At 59.4% G+C, this 22,750-nt stretch carries 19 protein-coding genes; all 19 read left to right on the forward strand.

Annotated elements, in window-relative coordinates:
- Window positions 1–3,630, forward strand: coding sequence for a type VI secretion system membrane subunit TssM (gene tssM / locus AFL22_RS05660; protein WP_052270933.1), 3,630 nt, complete (start codon window positions 1–3; stop codon window positions 3,628–3,630).
- Window positions 3,631–3,644: 14 nt separating this feature from the next.
- Window positions 3,645–4,361, forward strand: a complete 717-nt coding sequence (gene tagF, locus AFL22_RS05665) for a type VI secretion system-associated protein TagF (protein WP_010246121.1) — start codon at window positions 3,645–3,647, stop codon at window positions 4,359–4,361.
- 16 nt (window positions 4,362–4,377) lie between these two features.
- Complete coding sequence (tssA, locus tag AFL22_RS05670; RefSeq protein WP_010669900.1) at window positions 4,378–5,391, forward strand: type VI secretion system protein TssA; 1,014 nt, start codon at window positions 4,378–4,380, stop codon at window positions 5,389–5,391.
- Between the two features lie 81 nt (window positions 5,392–5,472).
- Window positions 5,473–6,006 (forward strand): type VI secretion system contractile sheath small subunit, encoded by a 534-nt coding sequence (gene tssB / locus AFL22_RS05675; protein WP_010246114.1) that lies wholly within the window; start codon window positions 5,473–5,475, stop codon window positions 6,004–6,006.
- Entirely contained in the window at window positions 6,003–7,502 is a 1,500-nt protein-coding gene (tssC, locus tag AFL22_RS05680) for a type VI secretion system contractile sheath large subunit (protein WP_010246111.1), read from the forward strand. Before tssB ends, tssC begins: the two co-directional genes overlap by 4 nt.
- 138 nt (window positions 7,503–7,640) lie before the next feature.
- Window positions 7,641–7,853, forward strand: coding sequence for a hypothetical protein (locus AFL22_RS05685; protein ID WP_033779372.1), 213 nt, complete (start codon window positions 7,641–7,643; stop codon window positions 7,851–7,853).
- A 240-nt stretch (window positions 7,854–8,093) separates the two neighbouring features.
- The gene (locus AFL22_RS05690; protein ID WP_033779371.1) at window positions 8,094–8,576 is read left to right on the forward strand and encodes a type VI secretion system tube protein Hcp; all 483 of its coding nucleotides are present in this window, start codon (window positions 8,094–8,096) and stop codon (window positions 8,574–8,576) included.
- Window positions 8,577–8,700: 124 nt separating this feature from the next.
- A complete protein-coding gene (locus AFL22_RS05695) occupies window positions 8,701–9,582 on the forward strand; it encodes a pesticin C-terminus-like muramidase (RefSeq protein ID WP_033779369.1) in 882 nt (293 codons plus the stop codon).
- A gap of 11 nt (window positions 9,583–9,593) precedes the next feature.
- Entirely contained in the window at window positions 9,594–9,992 is a 399-nt protein-coding gene (locus AFL22_RS05700; RefSeq protein WP_033779367.1) for a lysozyme inhibitor LprI family protein, read from the forward strand.
- Between the two features lie 391 nt (window positions 9,993–10,383).
- A complete protein-coding gene (gene tagH / locus AFL22_RS05705; RefSeq protein WP_052270934.1) occupies window positions 10,384–12,255 on the forward strand; it encodes a type VI secretion system-associated FHA domain protein TagH in 1,872 nt (623 codons plus the stop codon).
- Complete coding sequence (locus AFL22_RS05710) at window positions 12,252–13,043, forward strand: protein phosphatase 2C domain-containing protein (RefSeq protein WP_010246078.1); 792 nt, start codon at window positions 12,252–12,254, stop codon at window positions 13,041–13,043. Before tagH ends, AFL22_RS05710 begins: the two co-directional genes overlap by 4 nt.
- A gap of 10 nt (window positions 13,044–13,053) precedes the next feature.
- The gene (locus tag AFL22_RS05715; protein ID WP_033767004.1) at window positions 13,054–14,028 is read left to right on the forward strand and encodes a hypothetical protein; all 975 of its coding nucleotides are present in this window, start codon (window positions 13,054–13,056) and stop codon (window positions 14,026–14,028) included.
- 16 nt (window positions 14,029–14,044) lie between these two features.
- The gene (locus AFL22_RS05720; protein ID WP_052270935.1) at window positions 14,045–14,872 is read left to right on the forward strand and encodes a type VI secretion system accessory protein TagJ; all 828 of its coding nucleotides are present in this window, start codon (window positions 14,045–14,047) and stop codon (window positions 14,870–14,872) included.
- Complete coding sequence (gene tssE, locus AFL22_RS05725; RefSeq protein ID WP_010246069.1) at window positions 14,862–15,437, forward strand: type VI secretion system baseplate subunit TssE; 576 nt, start codon at window positions 14,862–14,864, stop codon at window positions 15,435–15,437. Before AFL22_RS05720 ends, tssE begins: the two co-directional genes overlap by 11 nt.
- 2 nt (window positions 15,438–15,439) lie before the next feature.
- Complete coding sequence (gene tssF / locus AFL22_RS05730) at window positions 15,440–17,311, forward strand: type VI secretion system baseplate subunit TssF (protein WP_045140482.1); 1,872 nt, start codon at window positions 15,440–15,442, stop codon at window positions 17,309–17,311.
- Entirely contained in the window at window positions 17,308–18,354 is a 1,047-nt protein-coding gene (tssG, locus tag AFL22_RS05735; protein WP_052270936.1) for a type VI secretion system baseplate subunit TssG, read from the forward strand. Before tssF ends, tssG begins: the two co-directional genes overlap by 4 nt.
- Before the next feature lie 54 nt (window positions 18,355–18,408).
- The gene (gene tssH / locus AFL22_RS05740; protein WP_052270937.1) at window positions 18,409–21,018 is read left to right on the forward strand and encodes a type VI secretion system ATPase TssH; all 2,610 of its coding nucleotides are present in this window, start codon (window positions 18,409–18,411) and stop codon (window positions 21,016–21,018) included.
- 27 nt (window positions 21,019–21,045) lie between these two features.
- Complete coding sequence (locus AFL22_RS05745; protein WP_052270938.1) at window positions 21,046–22,551, forward strand: serine/threonine-protein kinase; 1,506 nt, start codon at window positions 21,046–21,048, stop codon at window positions 22,549–22,551.
- Window positions 22,552–22,567: 16 nt separating this feature from the next.
- Window positions 22,568–22,750 (forward strand): hypothetical protein (locus AFL22_RS05750; protein ID WP_156311576.1); only part of this gene is annotated, 183 nt, incomplete at its 3' end.

Raw genomic sequence — 22,750 nt, forward strand, 5'->3', positions numbered from 1 at the left:
ATGCTGAATATTCTGTTTGCGGTGCTGACCAGCCGCCTCGCGTGGGGCTTTGTCGGCATTACCGCGCTCTCTTTTATCATCTGGGTGATTGGCCCGGTGTTCTCAATCGTCGATTCGCGCCCGCTTGAGCCGGAGCAGAACCGCATTATCAGTATCGCGCTGCTCTATCTGGTGTGGGGCTTAGGCCAGGCGATTCCGCGGCTCTATAACATCTGGCTCAATCGCAAGCTGATGTCGAGCCTCGAAACCGGCAAAAGCGATGCGCCGGAAGCCGAACGTCAGCGCCTGACCAGTGAAGAGCAGGTGCTGGCAGGGCGTTTCTCCGAAGCCACTGACATGCTGAAAAAGGCGCACTTCCAGCGCCACAGCAGCAAGGGCACGCCGTTCTGGGCACAGCGCTTTGGCCGTCAGTATCTCTATCAGCTGCCGTGGTACATGATCATCGGCGCGCCCGGTGCCGGTAAAACTACCGCGCTGGTCAACTCGGGGCTGCAGTTTCCGCTGGCAGATAAATTCGGCAAGTCGGCGCTGCGCGGCATTGGCGGCACCCGCAACTGCGACTGGTGGTTCACCAATGAGGCGGTGCTGCTCGATACCGCCGGGCGCTACAGTACCCAGGAGAGTCAGCAGGAGCGTGATGCCAGCGAATGGCATCATTTTCTCGACCTGCTGCGTAAATATCGCGGACGTCAGCCGATCAACGGCGTCATCGTCACGCTGAGCGTTTCCGACCTGCTGTCGCAGTCGCCCGAGGCGCTGCGTAATCAGGCGCTGGCCCTGCGTCAGCGGCTGATGGAGTTGCACGATCGCCTCGGCATCCGTTTCCCGGTCTATGTGCTGGTCACCAAAGCGGACTTGCTCAAAGGGTTCCGCAGCTACTTTGCCTCGCTGGATAAAGCGCAGCGTGAACAAATCTGGGGATTCACCTTTCCCTGGGCGAAGGCGTCCGCCGCCGATTTCGAACTTAATAACCAGTTCCAGCAGGAGTATTCCCTGCTGCAACAGCGTCTGGATGCCGGACTGGCCGATCGGCTGCTGACGGAAAGCGACGCGCAGGCGCGGGCAGAGAGCTATCTCTTCCCGCAGGAGTTTGCGGCGCTGCGGCCGTTGCTGGCAGACGCGCTGGATACGCTGTTTGCCCGCTCCGATTTTGAAACCCAGTTCGCGCCGCGCGGTATCTACTTTGCCAGCGGCACCCAGGAGGGACTGCCGTTTGACAGGGTGATGGGCGAGCTGAACCGCGCACTGAATCTGCCGGGGCAGCAGGCTGGCGAGTCAGGAAGCTGGGATAAGGTCGATAAAGAGTCGCCCATCCCGCAGAACAAAGGGCAGAGCTTCTTTCTGAAAGGGGTGCTGGAAAATGTGATTTTCCAGGAGTCCGGTCTGGCGGGCAGCAACCGCTGGTGGGAGCTGCGCAACCGCGCCGGGCTCTGGTCGGGTTATCTGGCGCTGCTGCTGATATTGCTGGTGGCCGGGGCGTTGTGGCTCACCAGCTACAGTAAAAACAAAGCCTATCTGCAGGAGATGGCCGCTAAAGCGCCGCAGGTTGAACAACTGGGCGATCAGCTTCAGCAGCAGGTCAATGGCGATCTCTTTGCGCTGGTGCCTTATCTCAACACTCTGTTGCACCTGCCGGAGAGCGCCGACTTCTCGCTGGAAGCACCGCCGCTGACGCGCCGCATGGGGCTTTATCGCGGCACCGAGGTCAGCGATGCCACCCGTGCGCTCTACGACAAGGCACTGAAACAGCTGCTGTTACCGCAGGTGGCGCAGAACATCACCCGCTGGCTGCGTAATGACAACGGCAGTGATGCTGACTACAGCTATGAAGCGCTGAAGGCGTATCAGATGCTCTATCAGCCAAAGCACTACGATGGCAAATTCCTGCAGGCGTGGCTGATGCTCAACCTGTCACGCGAACTGCCGCAGAACGTCACCCAGCAGCAGGTGAAACAGCTGGCGTGGCACCTGCAACAGTTGCTGGAGACGCAGATTCACTCGTCGCCGTATGCGAAGGATGAAGCGCTGGTAAAGCGCGAGCAGGCGCTGATTAATCAGATGCCGCTGTCACAGCGCGTCTATGGACGGCTGAAGCGCCTGCTGCAACGCGATGACAGCCTGCAGCCGGTGACGCTGGCGGCGCTGGGTGGTCCCCAGAGCGAGCTGGTGTTTTCCCGCAAAAGCGGTAAATCGGTCAATGACGGTGTGGCGGGTCTCTATACGCCGGATGGCTACTGGCAGCACGTGGATAAGCAGATTGCCCCGGTGACCCAGGCGTTGTATCAGGACGATCTCTGGGTGCTGGGCGGCGCGGCGCCGCAGCAGAAAAGTGAGCAGACGGATCTTGCGGTGCGCCAGCTCTACGTGCAGGACTATATCCGGCAGTGGGAGCAGTTTCTCAGTGACATTCAACTCAACAGCAGCGCCGATCTCTCTCAACGCATCAACACCGCCCGTTTGCTGTCGGGCAACCATTCGCCGCTGCGCCAGCTGGTGATCAACCTCGGTGGTCTGCTGACGCTGAACCGGGCGCAGCCGGATGAGAAAACCGCGCAGGCAGCAAAGCCGTCGGATAACAGCGCCACCCGCACCCTTGAAGCGCTGTTTACCTCGCCCGAGGCCAGTGCCGCGCGCGGACAGGCCGCCACCCAGGCATCACCGGAGCAGGCCGTCGCGCTTCACTTTGCGCCGGTTCTGGAGCTGGCCCAGCCGCTGCAGCAGGGCAGCAAGGTGCTGGCGGTGGATGACTTCCTGCATCAGATTGACGATCTCTATCGCTACCTCACCGCCGTGCAGGATGCGGCGAACAGCGGGATGCCGCCCCCGGCCAGCGATGCCATCAGTCGTCTGCAGGCCAGTGCCGGCCGTCTGCCGGGTTCATTGCAGAACATGGTTTCCAGCATGGCGGTGGGTGCCAGCAGCGACGCACAGCGCCGCGATATGGATAACGTCCGCAAACGCATCACCATGGAAGTGGGCAGTTTCTGCCGCCAGGCGATCGCGGGTCGCTATCCGCTGGTTCGCTCTGCGCGCAGTGAGGTCACACCAGACGATCTGGCGCGGATGTTTGCACCCGGCAGCGGCATGATGGACAGCTTCTTCCGCGACAACCTGGCCAGCAAAGTCGACACCACCAACGCGGCGTGGCGCTTTACGCCGGGCATTGACGGTAAAACCCTGCCGGGAGGCGAAGCCCTGCTGCGGCCCTTCCAGCAGGCGCAGTCAATCCGCGATGCCTTCTTTGCCAATGGTGCGACCACGCCCGGCTTCCGCGTCACGCTGCGCACGGTAAAAATGGATAACGACATCCTTAACCTGACGCTGGATGTGGATGGGCAGATTTTACGCTACAGCCACGGACCGCAGGCGGTGCAGATGGTCAGCTGGCCCGGCCCCGGCGGCACCAGCCAGGTGCGGATGCAGCTGGGTCTGACCAACGGCACTACCTCCACGCTGGTCACCAGCGGTCCCTGGGCGCTCAATCGCTTCTTTGACCGCGCCCGGCTGACAGCGGCAGGCGGCCTGACCCGCGAAGCGAGTTTCAGCGTGGACGGTCATATGGTCACGCTGTCGTTCACCCCTGGCAGCATTCGTAACCCGTTCCAGCTTCCCGGCTTTAGCTGCCCCTGAAACAGGACCCGACAATGACTCATTACGCTGCACCCTGCTGGTACGGCAAAGTGCCCAGCGCGGGTGACTTTGTGAAGCGCCGCTTCCCGGACGTGCTCTATCGCCAATGGTCCAGCTGGTTTCAGGTGGGCCTGCATCACTGGCAGAGCAGTCAGGAGAGTGATAACGCCCCGTCGCGCCCGTTCCTTAACGCGCCGGTCTGGAATTTTGTGGTGCCGCCGATGCTGGGCAGCCAGCTGATTCAGATGGGCTGCCTGATTGCCGCGCGTGACAGCGTGGGCCGTAACTACCCACTCTGCGCACTGCGCCACTTCACGCCCGCCGAGTGGTCGCCAGCCCTGCTGGCGCGCTCCGGCGAGTGGTATCAGCAGGTGGGCAACACGCTGCTGCGGGTGGTGCAGGGCGGCGGGTCACCGGAGCAGCTGGATCAGGCGCTGATCAGCATTCCTCAGCCGCAGCCGCCGCAGGAGTCGGACGAGACGTCAGACATTCTCAACGTCATCGGGCATGGCGATACCCCTTCGACACTGAACTGGACACTGCCGGGCGAGAACTTCGACCCGCAGTTCTACACCAGTTTCTGGTGGACCAATCAAAGCGACGGTTTTCCGCTTTATACCCAGGTTCACAGCGGTAATTTTACCGCCCAGCTCTTTTCATTGCTGTTTGATCCGGCCGGTGGGGCAAAGCCGGGACGAAACGGACTTTATCCCCCGATGTTTGAATCCTGAGGCGACACGCATGACGATGAATACAGAGGCTCTGCTGGCTCCGGTCAGCGAGGACAATCCCGGCGGCGATAACCTGGAGTACCACGCTGATTTTCAGGCGATGGAGCAGGCCAGCGCCGGTAAAGCGGAGCAGCAGTTTGGCAATACTATCATTCCGGCAGAACCGGCCGACTGGAACAGAGTCGAGAAGCTGGCGATAGCGCTGCTGGCGCGCAGCAAAGATTTGCGGGTAATGCTGGCGCTGACCCACGCCTGGACCGAACTGAAAGGGCTGCCGGGCTATGCCCAGGGCCTGAAGCTGATTGAACAGGCGTTGTTGCTCTACTGGGAGCCGCTGTGGCCCCGGCTGGAGGAGTTCGGCGAGCAGGATCCCTTCTACCGCATTAATGCGCTGGCGTTGCTGGGTGACAAAACTGATCTGAGCGGCGCGGTGCGTCAGTGCTGGCTGCTGCGCTATCCCTCTGACGGCATCACGCTGCGCGATGCGGCCGCCCTGTGCGACGGCAGTAAAACCGAAGTCGCGGACTATCCTGGCGGCCTGCCGCGTCTGATCGACGAACTGGCGCGCGGCGACCAGCCCGGTATTGAGGCGGTGCTGCAGATTCATGAGCGGCTGCAGACCATCTGCGAAACCGTGACCGAACGACTGGGCGAAGCCGCGGTGCCGGAACTCACCCAGTTGCGCAGACAGATTGCGCTGATCGCTGAACGTTGCCAGGCCACAGATATCAATGCGCTGATCCCCACAGCCGCCGTGGAACAGCCCGCAGAAACCGCGGCATCGCCTGCACCGGCCAACCCGCGCGCTGCCGCTGACTGGCGCACGGTGCAGATCAGTTCCCGCGCCGACGCGCAGCTGATGCTGGAGAAAGTGAAGCTCTACTTCACCCAGCATGAGCCGAGTCATCCGGCCCCACTGATGATCGACCGTGTACAGCGCTTAATCGAGCGCGACTTTCTGGAGATCATCCGCGAACTGGCACCCGACGGCGTACATCAGCTGGAAACCATTTTCGGACGTCGCGATTAAGCAGGCGTGACGCACACACACTCAGCGGGACCTGCGCGCCTGCTGTGACACTTTATCCGCGCATCATGTATGGAGAAAACCATGGCAACAAGCAAATCCAGTGGGCAGAAGTTCATTGCCCGCAATCGCGCGCCTCGCGTTCAGATTGAGTATGACGTGGAAATTTATGGCGCGGAACGCAAAATCCAGCTCCCGTTTGTAATGGGCGTGCTGGCGGATCTGGTGGGTAAACCGCTGGAGCCACAGCCAGGCATTGATGATCGTAAATTCATGGAAATCGACATCGACAACTTCGATGAACGCATGAAAGCACTGAAGCCGCGCGCCGCGTTCCAGGTAGACAATACCCTGAATGGCGAAGGCAAGCTGAACATCGATCTGACCTTTGACAGCATGGATGACTTTTCGCCGGACGCGGTGGCCCGCAACGTGGAGCCGCTGAGCAAGCTGCTGGAAGCGCGTACCCAGCTGGCTAACCTGCTGACCTATATGGATGGCAAAAACGGTGCGGAAGAGCTGATTGGTAAGGTGCTGCAGGATCCTACGCTGTTGCAGGCGCTGACCCATCTGCCAAAGCAGGATGAGGCCACTGAAGGTAAGGAGCCGCAGGCATGACGCAGACTTCACAACAACCGCAGTCGCAGGGCGCAGCCAGTTTCAGTCAGGATGAGTTCAGCGCGCTGCTGAATAAAGAGTTCCGGCCAAAAAGCGATCAGGCACGTGCTGCGGTCGAAAGCGCGGTGAAAACCCTGGCGCAGCAGGCGCTGGAGAACACCGTTACCGTCTCCAGTGATGCCTATCGCACCATTCAGGCGCTGATCGCGGAGATCGACGAAAAACTGTCGCAGCAGGTGAACCAGATTATTCACCATCCGGAGTTTCAGTCGCTGGAAAGCGCCTGGCGCGGCCTGAGCTATCTGGTGAACAACACCGAAACTGACGAGATGCTCAAAATCCGCTTTATGAGCATCTCCAAGCAGGAGTTGGGCCGCACCCTGAAGCGCTACAAGGGTGCCGGCTGGGATCAGAGTCCGCTGTTCAAGAAGATTTATGAGCAGGAGTATGGTCAGTTCGGCGGCGAGCCGTTTGGCTGCCTGGTGGGCGACTACTACTTTGACCACAGCCCGCAGGATGTTGAGCTGCTGGGTGAGATGGCGCGTATCGGCTCAGCCGCGCACTGTCCGTTTATCACAGGCACCGCGCCCGAAGTGATGCAGATGGAGTCCTGGCAGGAGCTGGCGAATCCACGCGATCTGACCAAAATCTTCCAGAACACTGAATATGCTGCCTGGCGCAGCTTGCGTGAGTCGGAAGATGCACGCTATCTGGGTCTGGTGATGCCGCGCTTCCTGGCGCGTCTGCCTTACGGCATCCGTACCAACCCGGTCGACAGCTTTGACTTTGAAGAGCAGACCGATGGTTCCGATCATGGCAACTATACGTGGAGCAATGCGGCTTACGCGATGGCCGCCAACATCAACCGCTCCTTCAAAGAGTATGGCTGGTGCACCGCAATACGCGGCGTGGAGTCGGGTGGGGCAGTGGAAAATCTGCCGTGCCACACCTTCCCGAGCGACGACGGCGGCGTGGATATGAAGTGCCCGACCGAAATCGCCATCAGCGATCGTCGTGAAGCCGAACTGGCGAAAAATGGTTTTATGCCGCTGGTACATCGCAAAAACTCTGACTTCGCTGCCTTTATTGGTGCGCAGTCACTGCAGAAGCCGATGGAGTATCACGACGCTGATGCCACCGCCAATGCCCGTCTGGCTGCGCGTCTTCCGTACCTGTTCGCCTGCTGCCGTTTTGCGCACTACCTGAAGTGCATCGTGCGCGACAAGATCGGCTCTTTCCGGGAGCGTGATGAAATGGAACGCTGGCTGAACGACTGGGTGATGAACTATGTCGATGGCGATCCGGCTAACTCCTCGCAGGAGACCAAGTCACGCAAGCCGCTGGCGGCTGCCGAGGTGAATGTGGAAGAGCAGGAGGATAATCCTGGCTACTACTCCGCGAAATTCTTCCTGCGTCCGCACTATCAGCTGGAAGGGCTGACGGTTTCTCTGCGTCTGGTCTCTAAGCTGCCGTCGCTGAAAAATGATAATGCGTAAGGGCTGAAAGGGAGGCGTGATGCCGGGAATGACCTGGCATCACGTATCCGCTGAGTCAAAGAGTTAACAGGAGCAAAGGGTTTTGCGCCTGATGCCTGACACAAAGGTTGCTGAGATAAAGTCAGGGAGGATGACAGGATGGTTAAAAAGTCAGCTCTGCATGTAATGCGTTATCTGCTGAGTTTTATTTCCTCCCTTATTTTAATGACCTGTGCAGGTTATTACATTTTCTTCTTTGACTGGAATGTCACGGTAATGGGGAAAGTGATTAACGGCGTTCTGATTATTTTTTCAGTCATTGTGTCGTTAGGTTTTTTCTGGGCGGCGGATAAGCTAAGAAGAATTTATTGAGTGCTTTCCTGCTTCCTGAATACCTGATCAGAACCTCGATTTCTCATTATGAGAATTGAATAAATACATTGCCCGGACTGGTCCCGGCAACGCACTATCTGAAATATGGTTTATGACGATATTTCAGAAGCAAGGCAAAGGTAAAATATGGACTGTTTTATTCAGCCCCATGCTTTTCTTTTTGCCATATCCTTGCTTTTTTTGAAAGCAATAATCTCAACCAATAAAGAGTGAAAGATAATGGCTATTGATATGTATCTGAAGGTAGACGGCATTACCGGTGAGTCTAAAGATTCAAACCACACGGGATGGATCGATATTGACTCCTTTTCCTGGGGTGCCAGCCAGCCAGGCAACATGAGTGTGGGTGGCGGTGGCGGTGCGGGTAAAGTTAATTTTAACGACCTGCACATCAACGCCAAAATCGATAAGGCTGTCACCGCGCTGCTCAAGAACTGTGCCAGCGGTAAGCACGTCGCTAAAGTTGAAGTGTCCGTTTGCAAAGCGGGCGGCACACAAATTGAATATACCCGCATCACCCTGGAAGATGTGCTGGTCACTAACGTTCAGTTTGTGGGTTCTGAGCACGACGACACCCTGGGCGTAACCTATGCCTTCCAAGCTTCTAAAGTGAAACAGCAGTACTGGGAGCAGAGCTCTTCCGGTGGTAAAGGCGCAGAAACCAGCGCTGGCTGGGATATCAAAGGCAACAAAGAAGCGTAAGAAGCGATACGCCTCCGGACAGGGGGCGTATCTCTCCTGGCCAGAGAAGTCAGCGTCGTCATGCGCATTCTCCAGCCGGTTTACAAGGACTCTCTGAATCAACAATATTGTGCGGAGATAGTAGATGAGTATTACTGGCTCGGTTGGTGTAGGTGGCCGTAATCAATACGGTGACGTGAAGACAGTACAGCAGTTGTTACAGCGCAATGGATATCCTCAGCTTCGTGCCGATGGCCGAATGGGACCAAAAACCATTGAAGCGATCAAACAGTTTCAATCCCGTTTTATGTCTCGCCCGGATGGCGTTGTCGATATCCATGGCAAGACGTGGAGCAGCCTGATGCGCGGGAACGTGCCGGGGAATGCGCCGCCTAGGCCAGCAGCGCCGCCCGTCAATAACCCGTCAACCGGTCCGCTGGTGGTGAGTGCCGGACAGGTAACATTTGACGCTGAAGGCGATGACTCGCCGACCAGCCGCTATTTTAGCCGCCATGTTCACTGGCCAGAAAAAATGGAGTCAGGTGTGACGCTGGGTCGCGGTTACGATCTGGGATCGCGTTCTGAGGCGAGTATTTCTGCACAACTTCAGGCCGCAGGGTTGCCGGCAAGTCAGGCCGCCATGATCGCCAAAGGCGCCGGTCTTAAAGGTGACCAGGCGCGTCAGTTCGTTCGTAATAATCAGGCCGCTATCGGTACAATCAGTCATCAGCAGCAAATTAACTTATTTGAAGCGATTTATCCGGGCTACGTGGAGCGTGCACGGAAGAACTACGACAATTATACTGATAATCAGCCAGGTAAAGTGGCCTGGGAAAATCTCCATCCTGCTATCAGAGACATCATGGTGGACTTTGTTTATCAGGGCTGGACGAAAGGTCCCCGCCCGATGATGGCGGGCATGACTAACGATTTTGATACACTGATCCATTATATTGAAACTACGCCAGCTATCAGTGCAGGTGAGACTGGCAGGCGTCGTGCAAATTATCTTCGTAAAAATCGTTAACAGGAGTGAGTATGAAGTTAGTACATGGATTGGCTTTAGCGGTTTTCTCTCTTGGCATCAGCGCTTCAGCGCTCGCTGAAGATACCTGTGCAAAACAGCCTTCAGACGGTGCGCTATTTCAGTGTACTGTTCAGCAGAAGAAGCTGGCGGAAGATGACCTCAACAAAGAATACCAGACGGCTAAAAAACGCATTGTACAGATGTACGGAACGCAGAAAAAACTGGCTGATGACTATGTCACCACGCTGGTAGATACCCAGCGTAACTGGCTGAAGTATCGTGATGGTCAGTGCAAGCTGGAAGCTTTTGCCGCTGAAGAAGGCAGCAATGCGAATGCGGTTGCCACCAACCTCTGTGTTATCCGCATCGACAAAGAACGTACTGCTATTCTGAAGCAACTGCCTTACTGATTATGTCGTCGTGCTTAGGGTTTACAGGCTGGGCACGACATTCTCTATGAATATCACTCTCTGCATTACGCTGTAATCCCGTTTTTTCAATACCGGTAAATAATTCTGTATAAATGATATTTCAGCAGAGTGGTTTCTGGTGATTGTAATGCAATCATCTTTGCAACTATTTTAATTTTTACCCTGTATGTTAATTAAAGATAAGCCGTTAACGCAGCTTCATCTTCTTAAATAAATATAATTTTTCTCTGTTTAAAGGATTGAATTAATCCAGTGGCAGAGTATTTAAAAAACAACTCCCAAAATTAAATCCCCCCGCTTTCTATACCCCGCGCCTTTCCATGAGAGGTGCGCGGTATAGATGCCGAACCGCTAACCGCAGGAATCCGTTATGCGCTTTACGATAATAACGACTAAACCCGGCCAACAGCCGCCGCAAACTCATTGTGATTTCTTTCCGCCTGGCGGCACCATTGGTCGTGGTGTGGATAATAATCTGGTGCTGCCGGATGACGATCGCACACTCTCCCGCCTGCAGGCGATTGTGCACATCACGGCAAATGGCGAATGTCGCCTGACCAACCGTGGCAATGTGACGCGCGTGTTACTCAACGATATTCCGCTGGAACGCGGACGTCAGGTTGAGCTGCAGGATGGAGACATACTGGGCATCGATGATTACCAATTGCTGGTCAGCGATCTCAACAGTGCACAGCAACCGCAGAGTGAAAGAGCTGTTCCGCGTCCTGAGCCGGTGCAGCCCGTAGCACCCGCTCGCGAACCGGCAGCGGAAAAAGCCAGCACCACCGCCGCCATTCCCAGCGAAATCTGGGACAGCCTGGCGAAGGAGTTTTCGATTTCGGACGATCTCTCTAAACGCAAAGCTGCACCAGAGATGCCTGAGGCCCATCCGCTGACTGCGCCCGCTCGTCCTGATCGTAATCCGGAAGATCCGCTGGCTCAGCTGATTAACGATGCGCCGCTGGATTATGGTCAGCAGCCAAAAAACAGCAGCCTGTTTGATGAAGGCGATGCGCTGTTCGGGCAGCAGAGTATTTTTGACGACCGGACGCCAAGCACGCTGTCTGCTCAGCAGAATACAGCGCCACCGCAGGCTGAAACGCCTGCCGCTGAACTTGATCCGTTGAGCCTGTTTGACGGCGAGAGCAGCACGGATGTGCGCAACCATGATGATCCGCTGGGTCTGATGATGGGCAACGCGGTGCCGCTGGCGCAGCCGGAGCTGACGACGCCGAAACCGGCCACGTTGCATGTGCCACCTCAACCGGTGGCAAAAAATGAGCCGATGGCCGCACGTCCATCGCAGCAGGCTCCCGCCAGCCTGACCGACATGGATCATTCACCGCTGTTCAGCTTCGACGAATCACAGCATGAGACTCACAGCCAGCCTCACCCTGAGGCACAGCAGCATACACCGCTGATTGACGAGGCGCTGCCCGGCCAGTCTGACGCGGTAAATCCACAGATCGATTACGGCGGAATTACGCTGCCCACGCCGCAGGCGGTACAGCGTACGCCATCCCCGACGCCGAAAGGGCGGTTGCGCATCGATCCCGTAGCTTCCGGTCGCCATCATGCCGCCGCTGCGCACCCGACGACACCCAGCGAAAGCAGCGGTGATGCTCTCAAGGGCGAACTACTGGATGCGTTGCTGGAGGGAATGGGTCTGCGCGACCTGCAGCCGACGCCGCAATTTGACCGTGAGCAGATGCTGCAATTCGGGCAGATGCTGAGCATGTTTTCGCAGGGCACGGTGGCGCTACTCTCTTCGCGTTCGATCCTCAAGCGCGGGGTGAAGGCAGACATGACGGTGATCCTCGACGACGCCAACAACCCGTTCAAGCTGCTGCCTTCAGGCAAAACCGTCTTAATGCAGATGTTTGGCAGCCGGATGCCGGGCTTTATGCCGCCGCGTCAGGCTGTGCGTGATGCGCTGATCGATCTGCAGGCGCACCAGCTGGGCATGATCGCCGGTATCCGCGCCATCATCGCCTCAATGCTGCAATCCTTTAACCCGGAGCAGCTGGAGGAGGAGGCGCGTCAGGCGGGATCGGTGTCACGTATCGGCCTGCCGGGCAGCCGTAAAGCGGCGCTCTGGGAGCATTTTGTTGAGCGCTACGGCGAGACGGCGGGCGAGATCGAAGACGATTTCCACACCCTGTTCGGCGAAGCGTTCCTGCACGCCTATGACCTGGAAGTTAATCAGTACAAAGACTCACAAACCCACACGGATGACGCATGAATATCACTATTGCCTCGACGTCGAATCAGGGCGATCGCGCCAGTAACCAGGATCAGATCGGTGATGTCATCGGTAAGCGCTCGGCCTGCTTTGTGGTCTGCGACGGTGTGGCCGGGTTTCCCGGCGGGGACATCGCGGCATCGATTGCCCGCAGCAGCCTGCTGCAGTCGTTTGATGGCGATGCGCATCTCAATGCGCAGTCGATTCGTAACTACGTCAATCAGGCGAATCACGCCATCCGTCAGCAGCAGAAAGCCAGCAGCGAACACAGCCGGATGGGCACTACGCTGGTCAGCCTGTTCATTGACCGCGACTACCATCTGGCCTGCTGGGCCCATGCAGGCGACAGCCGCCTCTATCTGTTCCGTCGCGGCTATCTCTATCTTGTCACCACCGACCACAGCCTGGTGCAGCAGATGAAAGATGCCGGACATCGCACCGAAGGCATTAACAGCAATCTGCTCTATTTTGCGCTGGGGATGGGCGATGAGCAGCGTGACGCCAGCTACAGCGAAGTGGTCGGGATTGAAGATGGCGACGCCTTTTTACTCTGCACCGATGGTTTCTGGCACGGCGTGACGCTGGAACAGATGCAGCAGTCGCTGCACATGGTGAATACGCCGGAAGAGTGGCTGACGCTGATGCAGCAAATCATCAGGAACGATCAGCCGGATCAGGGGCAGCAGGATAATTTCAGCGCGCTGGCCGTCTGGATTGGATCACCTCAGGACACCACCTTGCTGCACTCGCTCTCTGAAGCGGCGCAGTTCTTCCCTCTGCGAGATTGAGAACGCCAACATGAAATATGGATTACTGGGTCTGGCTGCGCTGCTGCTCAGCACGCAGGCTTATGCTGAAAACTATCGCATCGTACAGTCCCCGGCACAGAAACTGGATGTCTGGATTGATGACGTAAAAAACAATCAGCTGTCGAGCTGGTGTAACAGCACCATTAACCTGCGCATCGTCACCCTGGGCGAAAAAAACGCCGCGGTGTTGAAAGATTTTCTGCCCCGCGTTGCCGGACTGATGGCGTCGCAGTGTAAACCGCTGCAACAGTTGCACTGGCAACTGACCGATGCGCAGGGGAGTGAAATTGCTACTGGCAGCGCCGCCCGTGCGCAGCAGTGGAAAACCGTGGTGACGCCGCCCGCGACGCAGCCGGTCCAGCCGACGGCTACAGCGGTCCCCGCAGACGCACTGCGCAACGCCGCTCAGGCCGACACGTCGCCGTGGCTGCAATTCAGTCTGCTGGATGGCTGCCATTTCCGCACCTGGTGGCAGCACCCTGCACAGGGCAGCGCGCTGTTTGTTCCGGCAAATCAGGGGCTGATCTGTGGTTCTGATGGCTGGCTAAGTGGACACAGCCGACTGACGCAACAGGGTAACGGCGCACCTGCGGCAGTCGGCGTGACCTTCCTGCAGGGTTTTCCGGTGATGGGGTTGAGCAATCAGTCGCCCACTGCCGAACTGCACATCACCACGGTCAACAGTGAACGCATGGTGCTGAGCAATGAAAAATCCCCGGACAGCTGGCTGATTCTGCCGTTCAGCAACCGCTTTAACGGCTGGCAGGCAACGCGTCAGGTGGTGGTGCAGATGCCCGTCAGCGAAGCCGCCGATCAGAGTGCGCTGCAGGCGCGTCTGCAGGAAGTCCGTAAAGTCTGGTCGCCGTGGATCAGCGGCGATGCCGCACTGAGCGTGCAACTGGTGGAAAAACTCCATCCTGAACTGAAAGATCCCGCCGCTGCGGTCTACCGCACCCTTAACTGACGCAAAAGGAGTTTGCATGGAATCCTTACAACACCGTCTGGCCAGCGCCACTCTCGGCGAGACGCTCGCTGACGTGACCCGCCAGATTCAGGCAAATCCGGCGAATGCTGACCTGCGGGCCGCCTTTGTGCAGCTGCTCTGTCTTTCCGGCAACTGGGCGCGCGCGCAGACGCAGCTGCAATCCTGGCTGGCGTTAAGCCCGCAGGCGCAACCGACAGTTAATCTGCTGCAACAGGCGATCGCCGGTGAGCTGCAGCGTGACGCGGCGCTGCGTGGCGAGGCCGGGCCGGTGCTGCCGGGCAGCGCCTGGCACTGGTGCGACACACTGCTGGCCGCCTTGCAGGCCGAGGTAGCGGGTGATGTCGTGCGCGGCAGCACGCTGCGGGCTGAAGCGCTTGAGCTCGCGGCGGCCAATCCCGGCACCGCAACGCAGCAGGATCAGCCCACCGCATTCAGCTGGCTGATGGATGGCGACAGCCGTTTCGGGCCAGTGTGTGAAGTCATCAGTCAGGGCCGTTATTACTGGATCCCGTTTGCCGCCATTCGTGAGATGCAGTTTCAGGCGCCCGCCAGCGTCACCGATCTGGTGTGGCGTCACACGCGTGTGCAGCTGGTTGATGGCAGCGAGCAGGTGTGCCAGATCCCGGCGCGCTATCCGCTGCTGGCGGCATCTGACGAACGTTTTCTGCGCGCCAGCGTCACCGAATGGCAGCCGCTGGGTGAGGATCCGGACCAGTTTATCGGCCAGGGACAAAAAATGTGGCTCAGCGACAGCGCGGAATTTTCGCTGCTGAGCCTGCAGCAGGTCGCGTTTGACAGCGTTGAGTCCGCCGATGAGCCATGATTCAGGCGCGCAAAACGACGGCTATGCCCAGCTGCATGGCGGCTTTCGCGCGCGTAAAAAACGTGATGCGTTAACCGCCCGCGACAAGCTGCAATCCTCGCTGCTGGATCGCCTGACCGACAACGCGCCGGATAAACAGCAGGAAGCGGACAACAGCATGCTGATCACTCACAGCACGCTGCGCCGCCACGTACTGCGCGATCTGCAGTGGCTGTTCAACACCATCAACAACGAAGCCCAGCAGGATCTCAGCGGCTTTGATCAGGTGCAGCGCTCTGTCTGGAACTTCGGTGTGGCACCGCTGGCCGGGCAGAACGTCTCCGATATCGAATGGCAGGATATGCAGCGCAAAATGACCAACGCCATTCTGCACTTCGAGCCGCGCATCCTGCCGCAGGGTTTACAGGTGCGCTGCGTCAGCGATCTCGGCTCGCTCAGCCTGCACAACGTGCTGTCGATTGAGATCAAAGGGCGGCTCTGGTGCGTGCCTTATCCGCTGGCGTTTCTGTTCCGCACTCAGGTTGATCTGGAGAGCGGCCATTTCGAACTACAGGATGCAGGGTAATCATGGACAGCAATCTGCTCGACTATTACAACCGTGAACTCGCCTACCTGCGTGAGATGGGGGCCGAGTTCGCTGCGCGCTACCCTAAAGTGGCAGGACGTCTTGGCATGCGCGGCATTGACGTGGCGGACCCCTATGTCGAGCGGCTGATGGAAGGTTTTGCCTTCCTGACGTCGCGCGTGCAGCTGAAGATGGATGCGGAGTTTCCGCGTTTCTCGCAGCGTCTGCTGGAGATGATTGCGCCATCCTATCTCTCGCCAACGCCGTCAATGGCGATCGCTCAGCTGACGCCGGACAGCCGCAAAGGCGACATCACCCAGGGCTTTCGCGTGCCGCGCGGCACCATGATGGAGAGCCAGAACCTGAAAAAAACCGGCGTGACCTGCAGCTACACCACCGCGCACGATGTGGTACTGCATCCGCTGTGCATCAGTGAAGCCAGTCTCGGCGGCGTGCCCGGCGATCTGCCCTCTGGCGAGCTGAAACTCGGCGGCCTGGGCGCGGTCAGTGCGCTGCGTATCCGCATCAGCTGCGAAGGGATCTCCTCGCTCAGTCAGCTCAGCGTGGACGATTTGATGCTGTTTCTCAGCGGCCCGGATATCCAGGCGCTTAAACTGCTGGAGTTGCTGATGCAGCACCGGGTGGGCATCGTGCTGCAGTCGGTTGAGAAGCGTCCGCAGCGTCAGGTGCTGACGGACGACGCGTTACAGCAGGAGGGCTTTGCGCCGGAGCAGGCGCTGCTGCCGGACGATCTGCGCAACTTTGACGGCTATCGTCTGTTGCAGGAGTATTTCGCCTTTCCGGCGCGCTTCCAGTTTATCAGTCTGAGCCAGCTTGCCCCGTTTCTGCGCCGCTGCGACAACGCCATGGCGTTCGACATCATCATTCTGCTCGACAAAGCGGACAGCGCGCTGGAAAGCGTGGTTGATCACAGCCATCTGGCGCTGCACTGCACGCCCGTCATCAATCTGTTTCCGAAAACCGCCGAGCGCCTGAAGGTCAGCGACAGCCAGCATGAATATCATCTGGTGGTAGATAACATCCGTCCGCTGGATTATGAGGTGCACTCGGTGCAGCGGCTGTTCGCTACGGTAGAGGGCAAGCGGGAAGAGCAAGTTTTCCGTCCGTTCTGGAGCACCTTCAGCGGTGACCAGGGCGATTACGGTGCCTATTTTTCACTGCGCCGCGAACAGCGTACGCTGTCCGAGCAGGCGCAGCGCTACGGCACGCGCACCGGTTACATCGGCTCAGAAGTCTTTCTGTCGCTGGTGGATGAGCATCACGCGCCGTGGCACGACGAGGTGCGCTATCTCTCCGCGGACGTGATGTGTACCAGCCGCGATCTGCCGCTGATGCTGCAGCAGGATCAGGGCAACTTCGTGATGCCGGACTCCATTCCGGTATCGGAGCTGAAGCTGTGCAAAGGCCCGACGCCTCCGCGTCCGGCGCTGGCCGAGGGACTTTCCGCGTGGCGGCTGATCAGCCATCTGCAGATGAACTACCTCAGCCTGATGGACAGCAGCGACGGAGAAGGTGCGGCGGCGCTGCGTCAGCTGCTGAGCCTCTACGCCAACCTGGCGGAAGCGCCGGTCGCACGTCAGATTGACGGCATCCGCCATTGCACGCTCAGCGCGGTCAACCGCCGCGTGCCGGAGCCGGGCCCGGTGGTGTTTGCGCGCGGTGTCAGCATCACGCTGGAAGTGGATGAGCAGGCGTTTTCGGGTGCCAGCCCGTGGCTGTTCGGCAGCGTGCTGGAGCGGGTCTGTGGCCGCCTTGTGGCGCTCAACAGCTTCACGGAGTTCACCCTGAACAGCCAGCAGCGTGGAGAAGTGGGCTACTGGCCGCCGCGCATGGGCCGGAAAGCGCTGATATGAGTGGCGAAAAGGTGATTTCGCTGCCCCGGCTCACCCGTCTGCCGGATGATTTCTGGCAGCGGGTGATGGCCGCGCCGTGGCGCTACGATCTGTTCCAGCTGCTGCGGCGGCTGGATGCGCAGGGCGGTCAGCGCTATCCGCTGGGCCGTGCGCCGCTGCCGAAGTTCGAATCGGTGCGCATCGGTCAGACACCGTCACTGGCGTTTGCGCCCGCCACCGTCGCCAGCGCCACGCCGCGTGACGAAGCGGGACGTCATGAGCTCTCCATCTACAGCTTCGGCCTGTTTGGCCCCAACGGCCCGCTGCCGACCCATCTGACCGAATATGTGCATGAACGTATCGTGCATCATCAGGATCACAGCCTGTCGGCGTTTGCTGACCTGTTTCACCATCGCGCTACGCTGCTTTTTTATCGTGCCTGGGCCGATGCGCAGCCGACCGTGTCGCTGGATCGCCCCGACGACAGTCGCTTTCTGAACTATCTCGCCTGTCTGGCGGGTATCGGTTTACCGGCCCAGCAGCAGGCCAGCTCGCTCAGCCTCCATGCCCGGCTGATGCTGGTGGGCCATCTCAGCCGCCACGGCCACGATGCCGAAGGGCTGGTGCGCATTCTGCGCCACTACTTTGGCGTGCCGGTCAGGCTGACGCAGAACCTGCCGCACTGGCTGACGCTGGACAGCCGCGATCAGGCCCGACTGGGCGCGGGACGCCATATGCCCCGGCTGGGCGCTTCTGCATTTCTCGGCGTGGCGGTGCGCGACGTGCAGCACCGTTTTCGTCTGCACCTGGGACCGCTCAGCTCGGCGCAGTATGCCCGTTTTCTGCCCGATGCCCCCGGCGCGCGTGAAGTACGCGACTGGGTGCGTCACTACCTCGGCATCGAAATGCAGTGGGATCTCAGCCTGATCCTGGCCGCTGACGAGGTGCAGGGTGTGGCGCTGGGTGGAGATGCCCGACTCGGCTATACCAGCTGGCTAGGGCATGCGCCGCAGCCACAAGATCGTGAAGATTTTATGTTTGAGGTTGAGGCTGCTTCGCGCTAGCCCAGCCGCTTTTCCTGTTACACAGCCTGCGTCTTTCATTGAAGAGAGCCCCCTATGTCAGAAATCAGCCGTGCCGTGCTATTCGGCAAACTGGATACGCTGTTATTTACCTCGCTGGAAAGCGCCACCGCCTTTTGCAAACTGCGCGGCAATCCCTATGTCGAACTGGTGCACTGGCTGCATCAGCTGATGCAGCAGCAGGATGGCGACTTACAGCAGGTCATCACACATTTTTCACTGGATGAAAAGGCCCTGACTCAGGACATCGTTGCCGCGCTGGATCGCCTGCCACGCGGTGCCAGTGCGGTCTCCGACCTCTCCGAGCATATCGACAGCGCCGTTGAACGGGCGTGGGTTTACGCCTCGCTGAAATATGGCGCGACCCGCATTCGCGGCGGCCATCTGCTTATCGGCATGCTGAAAACCTTCAACCTGGCCAGCGTGCTGAAAGGCATCTCCGGTCAGTTCGGCCGCGTCAACGCCGATGTGCTGCTGGCGGAGTTCGACACGCTGCTCAGCAACAGCAAGGAAGCACAGCAGGCGCTGAGCGCACCGGCGGATGCTGGCGGCGCACCGCCCGCCGCCATTGGCAGTACGCTGGCACAATATGCGCAGGACCTGACGGCGCGCGCCCGTGAAGGCCGTATTGATCCGGTAACCGGACGTGACGACGAAATCCGCCAGATGGTCGATATCCTGATGCGTCGCCGCCAGAACAACCCGCTGCTGACCGGCGAAGCGGGCGTCGGCAAAACCGCGGTGGTCGAAGGCCTTGCGTTGCGTATTGCGGCGGGCGATGTGCCTGCGCCGCTGCGCGATGTGCAGCTCTGGCTGCTGGACATCGGCATGCTGCAGGCGGGTGCCGGCATGAAAGGGGAGTTTGAAGCGCGACTGCAGGCGCTGATCAATGAGGTGCAGTCCAGCCCGACGCCGATTGTGCTGTTTGTTGATGAGATCCACACCCTGATCGGGGCAGGCGGTCAGCAGGGCACCGGTGATGCCGCCAACCTGCTGAAACCGGCGCTGGCGCGCGGACAGTTGCGCACCATCGGCGCGACCACCTGGGCTGAATACAAAAAGTACATCGAGAAAGATCCGGCGCTGACCCGTCGCTTCCAGACCGTGCAGGTGCAGGAGCCGGATGAAGCCAAAGCGATTCTGATGCTGCGCAGCACCGTCAGCGCACTGGAGAAACATCATCGGGTGCTGTTGCTGGATGATGCGGTCAGTGCGGCGGTGAAACTGTCGCATCGCTACATTCCGGCGCGCCAGTTGCCTGACAAAGCGGTGGCGCTGCTGGATACCGCCTGCGCCCGCGTGGCGGTCAGCCAGGGTGCGCAGCCCGCGGCGCTGGAAGATTGTCTTCACCGTCTGGCGGCGCTGGAGATTGAAGCGGAGATCATCGAACGTGAAATCCGGGTGGGCCTGGGCGACGCCACCCGCCAGCAGGCGATTGCAGCACAGCGCACTGCGCTGGAAGCCGAGCGGGATGCGCTGCAACAGCGCTGGCTGCAGGAGCGCGAACTGGTCGAGACGCTGATTGCGTTGCGCGCCCGCTGTGTGACAGAAGAGGATGCGGCGCTGCGTGAACAGCGCGATGCGACGCAGCAGCAGCTTACTGCGCTGCAGGGCGACACGCCGCTGCTGTTTGCCGCCGTCGATGCAGGCGTGGTGGCTGCCGTGGTCTCGGACTGGACCGGCATTCCGCTGGGCAGAATGGTGAAGAATGAGATCGACGCGGTGCTGAATCTGGCCGATACACTGAACCAGCGGGTCATCGGCCAGCGTCACGGTCTGGATCTGATCGCCAGACGGGTACGCACCTCGCGCGCGCGTCTTGATAATCCCAACAAGCCGGTGGGCGTGTTTATGCTTTGCGGGCCTTCCGGCGTCGGTAAAACCGAGACCGCGCTGGCGCTGGCCGAGTCGCTGTACGGCGGCGAGCAGAACATCATCACCATCAATATGAGTGAGTTTCAGGAGGCGCACACCGTTTCGACGCTGAAAGGCGCACCGCCGGGCTACGTCGGCTACGGCGAAGGCGGCGTGCTGACCGAAGCCGTTCGCCGTCGCCCCTACAGCGTGGTGCTGCTGGATGAGATTGAGAAAGCCCATCCGGATGTGCATGAGCTCTTCTTCCAGGTGTTTGATAAAGGCTGGATGGAGGATGGCGAAGGCCGGCACATCGATTTCCGCAACACCATCATCATTCTGACCTCGAACGTCGGCACGCAGTTGATCAGCGCGATGTGCGCCGATCCTGAACTGATGCCCGATCCCGACGCCCTGAGCACCGCGCTGCGTAAGCCGCTCCTGGAGGTGTTCCCGCCTGCGCTGTTGGGCCGTCTGCTGGTGGTGCCGTATTACCCGCTCAGCGACGCGATGCTGGCGGAGATTGTGCGGCTGCAGCTGGCGCGCATTGTGCGTCGTCTGGATGAAAACCACGGCATTGAAGCGCAAATCGACGAGTCGGTGGTGAGCCAGATCGTTCAGCGCTGCACCGAAGTCGAGTCGGGCGGTCGCATGGTGGATGCCATCCTCACCAACACGCTGTTGCCACAGATGAGCCAGATCCTGCTGAGCGCCCACGCCCGTGATGAACGCTATCGCCGCGTCGATGTGCGTTGTGAGCAGGGTGAATTTGTCTGCCAGTTCGCGGTTTAAAGCCTGGCTATCAGAGAGTAATCGAATATGTCGGAACATGATCAACCCCTGAATGTCCCCAACGCCTTGCCGCTGGGTTACCGCTTCAATGAGTTTGAAATCAAAGAGGTCATCGGCGGTGGCGGCTTTGGCATCGTCTATCGCGCCTGGGATCACCAGCTTGAGCGTGATATCGCCATCAAAGAGTTTATGCCCGCCTCACTGGCGGTCCGTAGCGATGATCTGAATCTGGTGCTGCGCAGCGAACGGTTCAGCAAAACCTTTCACGCCGGACTGAACAGCTTTATTCAGGAGGCGCGTCTGCTGGCACGCTTTAACCATCCGAACCTGCTGCATGTGCTGCGTTTCTGGGTGCAGAACGACACCGCCTATATGGGTACGGTGTTCTACAGCGGCACCACGCTCTCGAACTTCAGCGAACGAAATCCGCAGTCGGTGAATGAGGCCTGGATCCGTCGCATGTTGCCACCGCTGCTGGGCGCGATCAAAACCATCCATGAAGCGGGTTATCTGCATCGCGATATCTCGCTGGATAACGTCCAGATCCAGAGCAGTGGCGAGCCGATCCTGCTGGACTTCGGGTCGGCGCGTAAAACTATCGGCAATCTGTCGGATGAGAGCGAGACCATGCTGCGTCCCGGCTATGCTCCGATTGAGCAGTACAGCGACAACGACGAGAGCGAGCAGGGCGCGTGGACCGATATTTACGCGCTGGGCGCGGTGCTGCATACCCTGATCACCGGTGCGCCGCCGCCGGTCAGCGTGGTGCGCAGCATCGAAGATAACTACCAGCCGCTGGTGCAGCGTCGTCTGGCAGGCTACTCGTCTGCGCTGCTGAGCGCCGTCGATCGCGCGCTGGCGCTGAAACCGGAAGATCGTCCGCAGAGCATTGATGACTTTGCTGCGCTGATGGCGCTGCCGGAACGTGAACCGGAACCGCTGCTTAGCGCAAAAATCAGCGGACCGGGCACCATGCTGGTGCCGATTGAAGAAGAAGAGGAGGTGATCAAACCCGCCTCGAAACTGAAAACGCTGCTGGGACACCGCTTTGCACTGCCGGGCCTGGTTGCCGCTGGCGTGCTGGTCGGCCTGGGCGCCGGTCTGCTGATGTCACGCGGTAACGAACAGTCACCGCCGGCTGAGACCGCACAGAACGACGCGCCTGCCGTCACCGTCGCGCCGGTTAACCAGCCGGTTGCCGCGCCACCGACCCAGGCTGACGCCTCACCGGATACGGTTGCCAGCACTCCGGCTCAGACTTCTGAGCCGGTGCAGACCGCCGCACGTGAACCCGATCCACAACCGGCACCACCGCCCGCGCCGGTCGCCCAGGTCTATATCCGTCTGCAGCAGGGTGAACGCGTTCAGGTGAACGGTCAGCCGCAGGCGCTGGTGCCGGCGGTGAATGGCTTCGCCACGCTGCAGCTGGCGCCGGGCAACTACACCTTTGCCATCAGCGGCCAGAGTGGCACCCGCGAACAAACGCTGAACATCAGTGAAGAAGGTGTCTGGTTGCTCGATCCACACAGTTAATAGTCAGGGATTACTTATGTTCTCACGCATTACTGCACAGCTGCCGGCGGACGGCCTGCTGTTCCATACGCTTAAGGGCACCGAGACGCTGTCCCGTCCGTTTGTGCTCACCGCTGAACTGCTGGCCACCGACGCGCGCATCGACCGCCACGCCCTGCTGGGGAAGCCGGTGACGTTTACGCTGCCGACCGACGGGCTG

Origin of the sequence: Pantoea sp. CFSAN033090 (genome assembly GCF_001264395.1) — a bacterium.
Taxonomy (GTDB): Bacteria; Pseudomonadota; Gammaproteobacteria; order Enterobacterales; family Enterobacteriaceae; genus Pantoea; species Pantoea agglomerans.

Excerpts from the sequence above, each read along its gene's own strand:
- AFL22_RS05745 (WP_052270938.1), top strand. The coding sequence starts at position 21,046 with ATGTCGGAACATGATCAACCCCTGAATGTCCCCAACGCCTTGCCGCTG.
- AFL22_RS05710 (WP_010246078.1), top strand. The coding sequence starts at position 12,252 with ATGAATATCACTATTGCCTCGACGTCGAATCAGGGCGATCGCGCCAGT.
- tssB (WP_010246114.1), top strand. The coding sequence starts at position 5,473 with ATGGCAACAAGCAAATCCAGTGGGCAGAAGTTCATTGCCCGCAATCGC.
- AFL22_RS05685 (WP_033779372.1), top strand. The coding sequence starts at position 7,641 with ATGGTTAAAAAGTCAGCTCTGCATGTAATGCGTTATCTGCTGAGTTTT.
- tssA (WP_010669900.1), top strand. The coding sequence starts at position 4,378 with ATGAATACAGAGGCTCTGCTGGCTCCGGTCAGCGAGGACAATCCCGGC.
- AFL22_RS05695 (WP_033779369.1), top strand. The coding sequence starts at position 8,701 with ATGAGTATTACTGGCTCGGTTGGTGTAGGTGGCCGTAATCAATACGGT.
- AFL22_RS05700 (WP_033779367.1), top strand. The coding sequence starts at position 9,594 with ATGAAGTTAGTACATGGATTGGCTTTAGCGGTTTTCTCTCTTGGCATC.
- AFL22_RS05690 (WP_033779371.1), top strand. The coding sequence starts at position 8,094 with ATGGCTATTGATATGTATCTGAAGGTAGACGGCATTACCGGTGAGTCT.
- tssH (WP_052270937.1), top strand. The coding sequence starts at position 18,409 with ATGTCAGAAATCAGCCGTGCCGTGCTATTCGGCAAACTGGATACGCTG.
- tssG (WP_052270936.1), top strand. The coding sequence starts at position 17,308 with ATGAGTGGCGAAAAGGTGATTTCGCTGCCCCGGCTCACCCGTCTGCCG.
- AFL22_RS05720 (WP_052270935.1), top strand. The coding sequence starts at position 14,045 with ATGGAATCCTTACAACACCGTCTGGCCAGCGCCACTCTCGGCGAGACG.
- tssM (WP_052270933.1), top strand. The coding sequence starts at position 1 with ATGCTGAATATTCTGTTTGCGGTGCTGACCAGCCGCCTCGCGTGGGGC.
- tagH (WP_052270934.1), top strand. The coding sequence starts at position 10,384 with ATGCGCTTTACGATAATAACGACTAAACCCGGCCAACAGCCGCCGCAA.
- tssF (WP_045140482.1), top strand. The coding sequence starts at position 15,440 with ATGGACAGCAATCTGCTCGACTATTACAACCGTGAACTCGCCTACCTG.
- tssC (WP_010246111.1), top strand. The coding sequence starts at position 6,003 with ATGACGCAGACTTCACAACAACCGCAGTCGCAGGGCGCAGCCAGTTTC.
- AFL22_RS05715 (WP_033767004.1), top strand. The coding sequence starts at position 13,054 with ATGAAATATGGATTACTGGGTCTGGCTGCGCTGCTGCTCAGCACGCAG.
- tssE (WP_010246069.1), top strand. The coding sequence starts at position 14,862 with ATGAGCCATGATTCAGGCGCGCAAAACGACGGCTATGCCCAGCTGCAT.
- tagF (WP_010246121.1), top strand. The coding sequence starts at position 3,645 with ATGACTCATTACGCTGCACCCTGCTGGTACGGCAAAGTGCCCAGCGCG.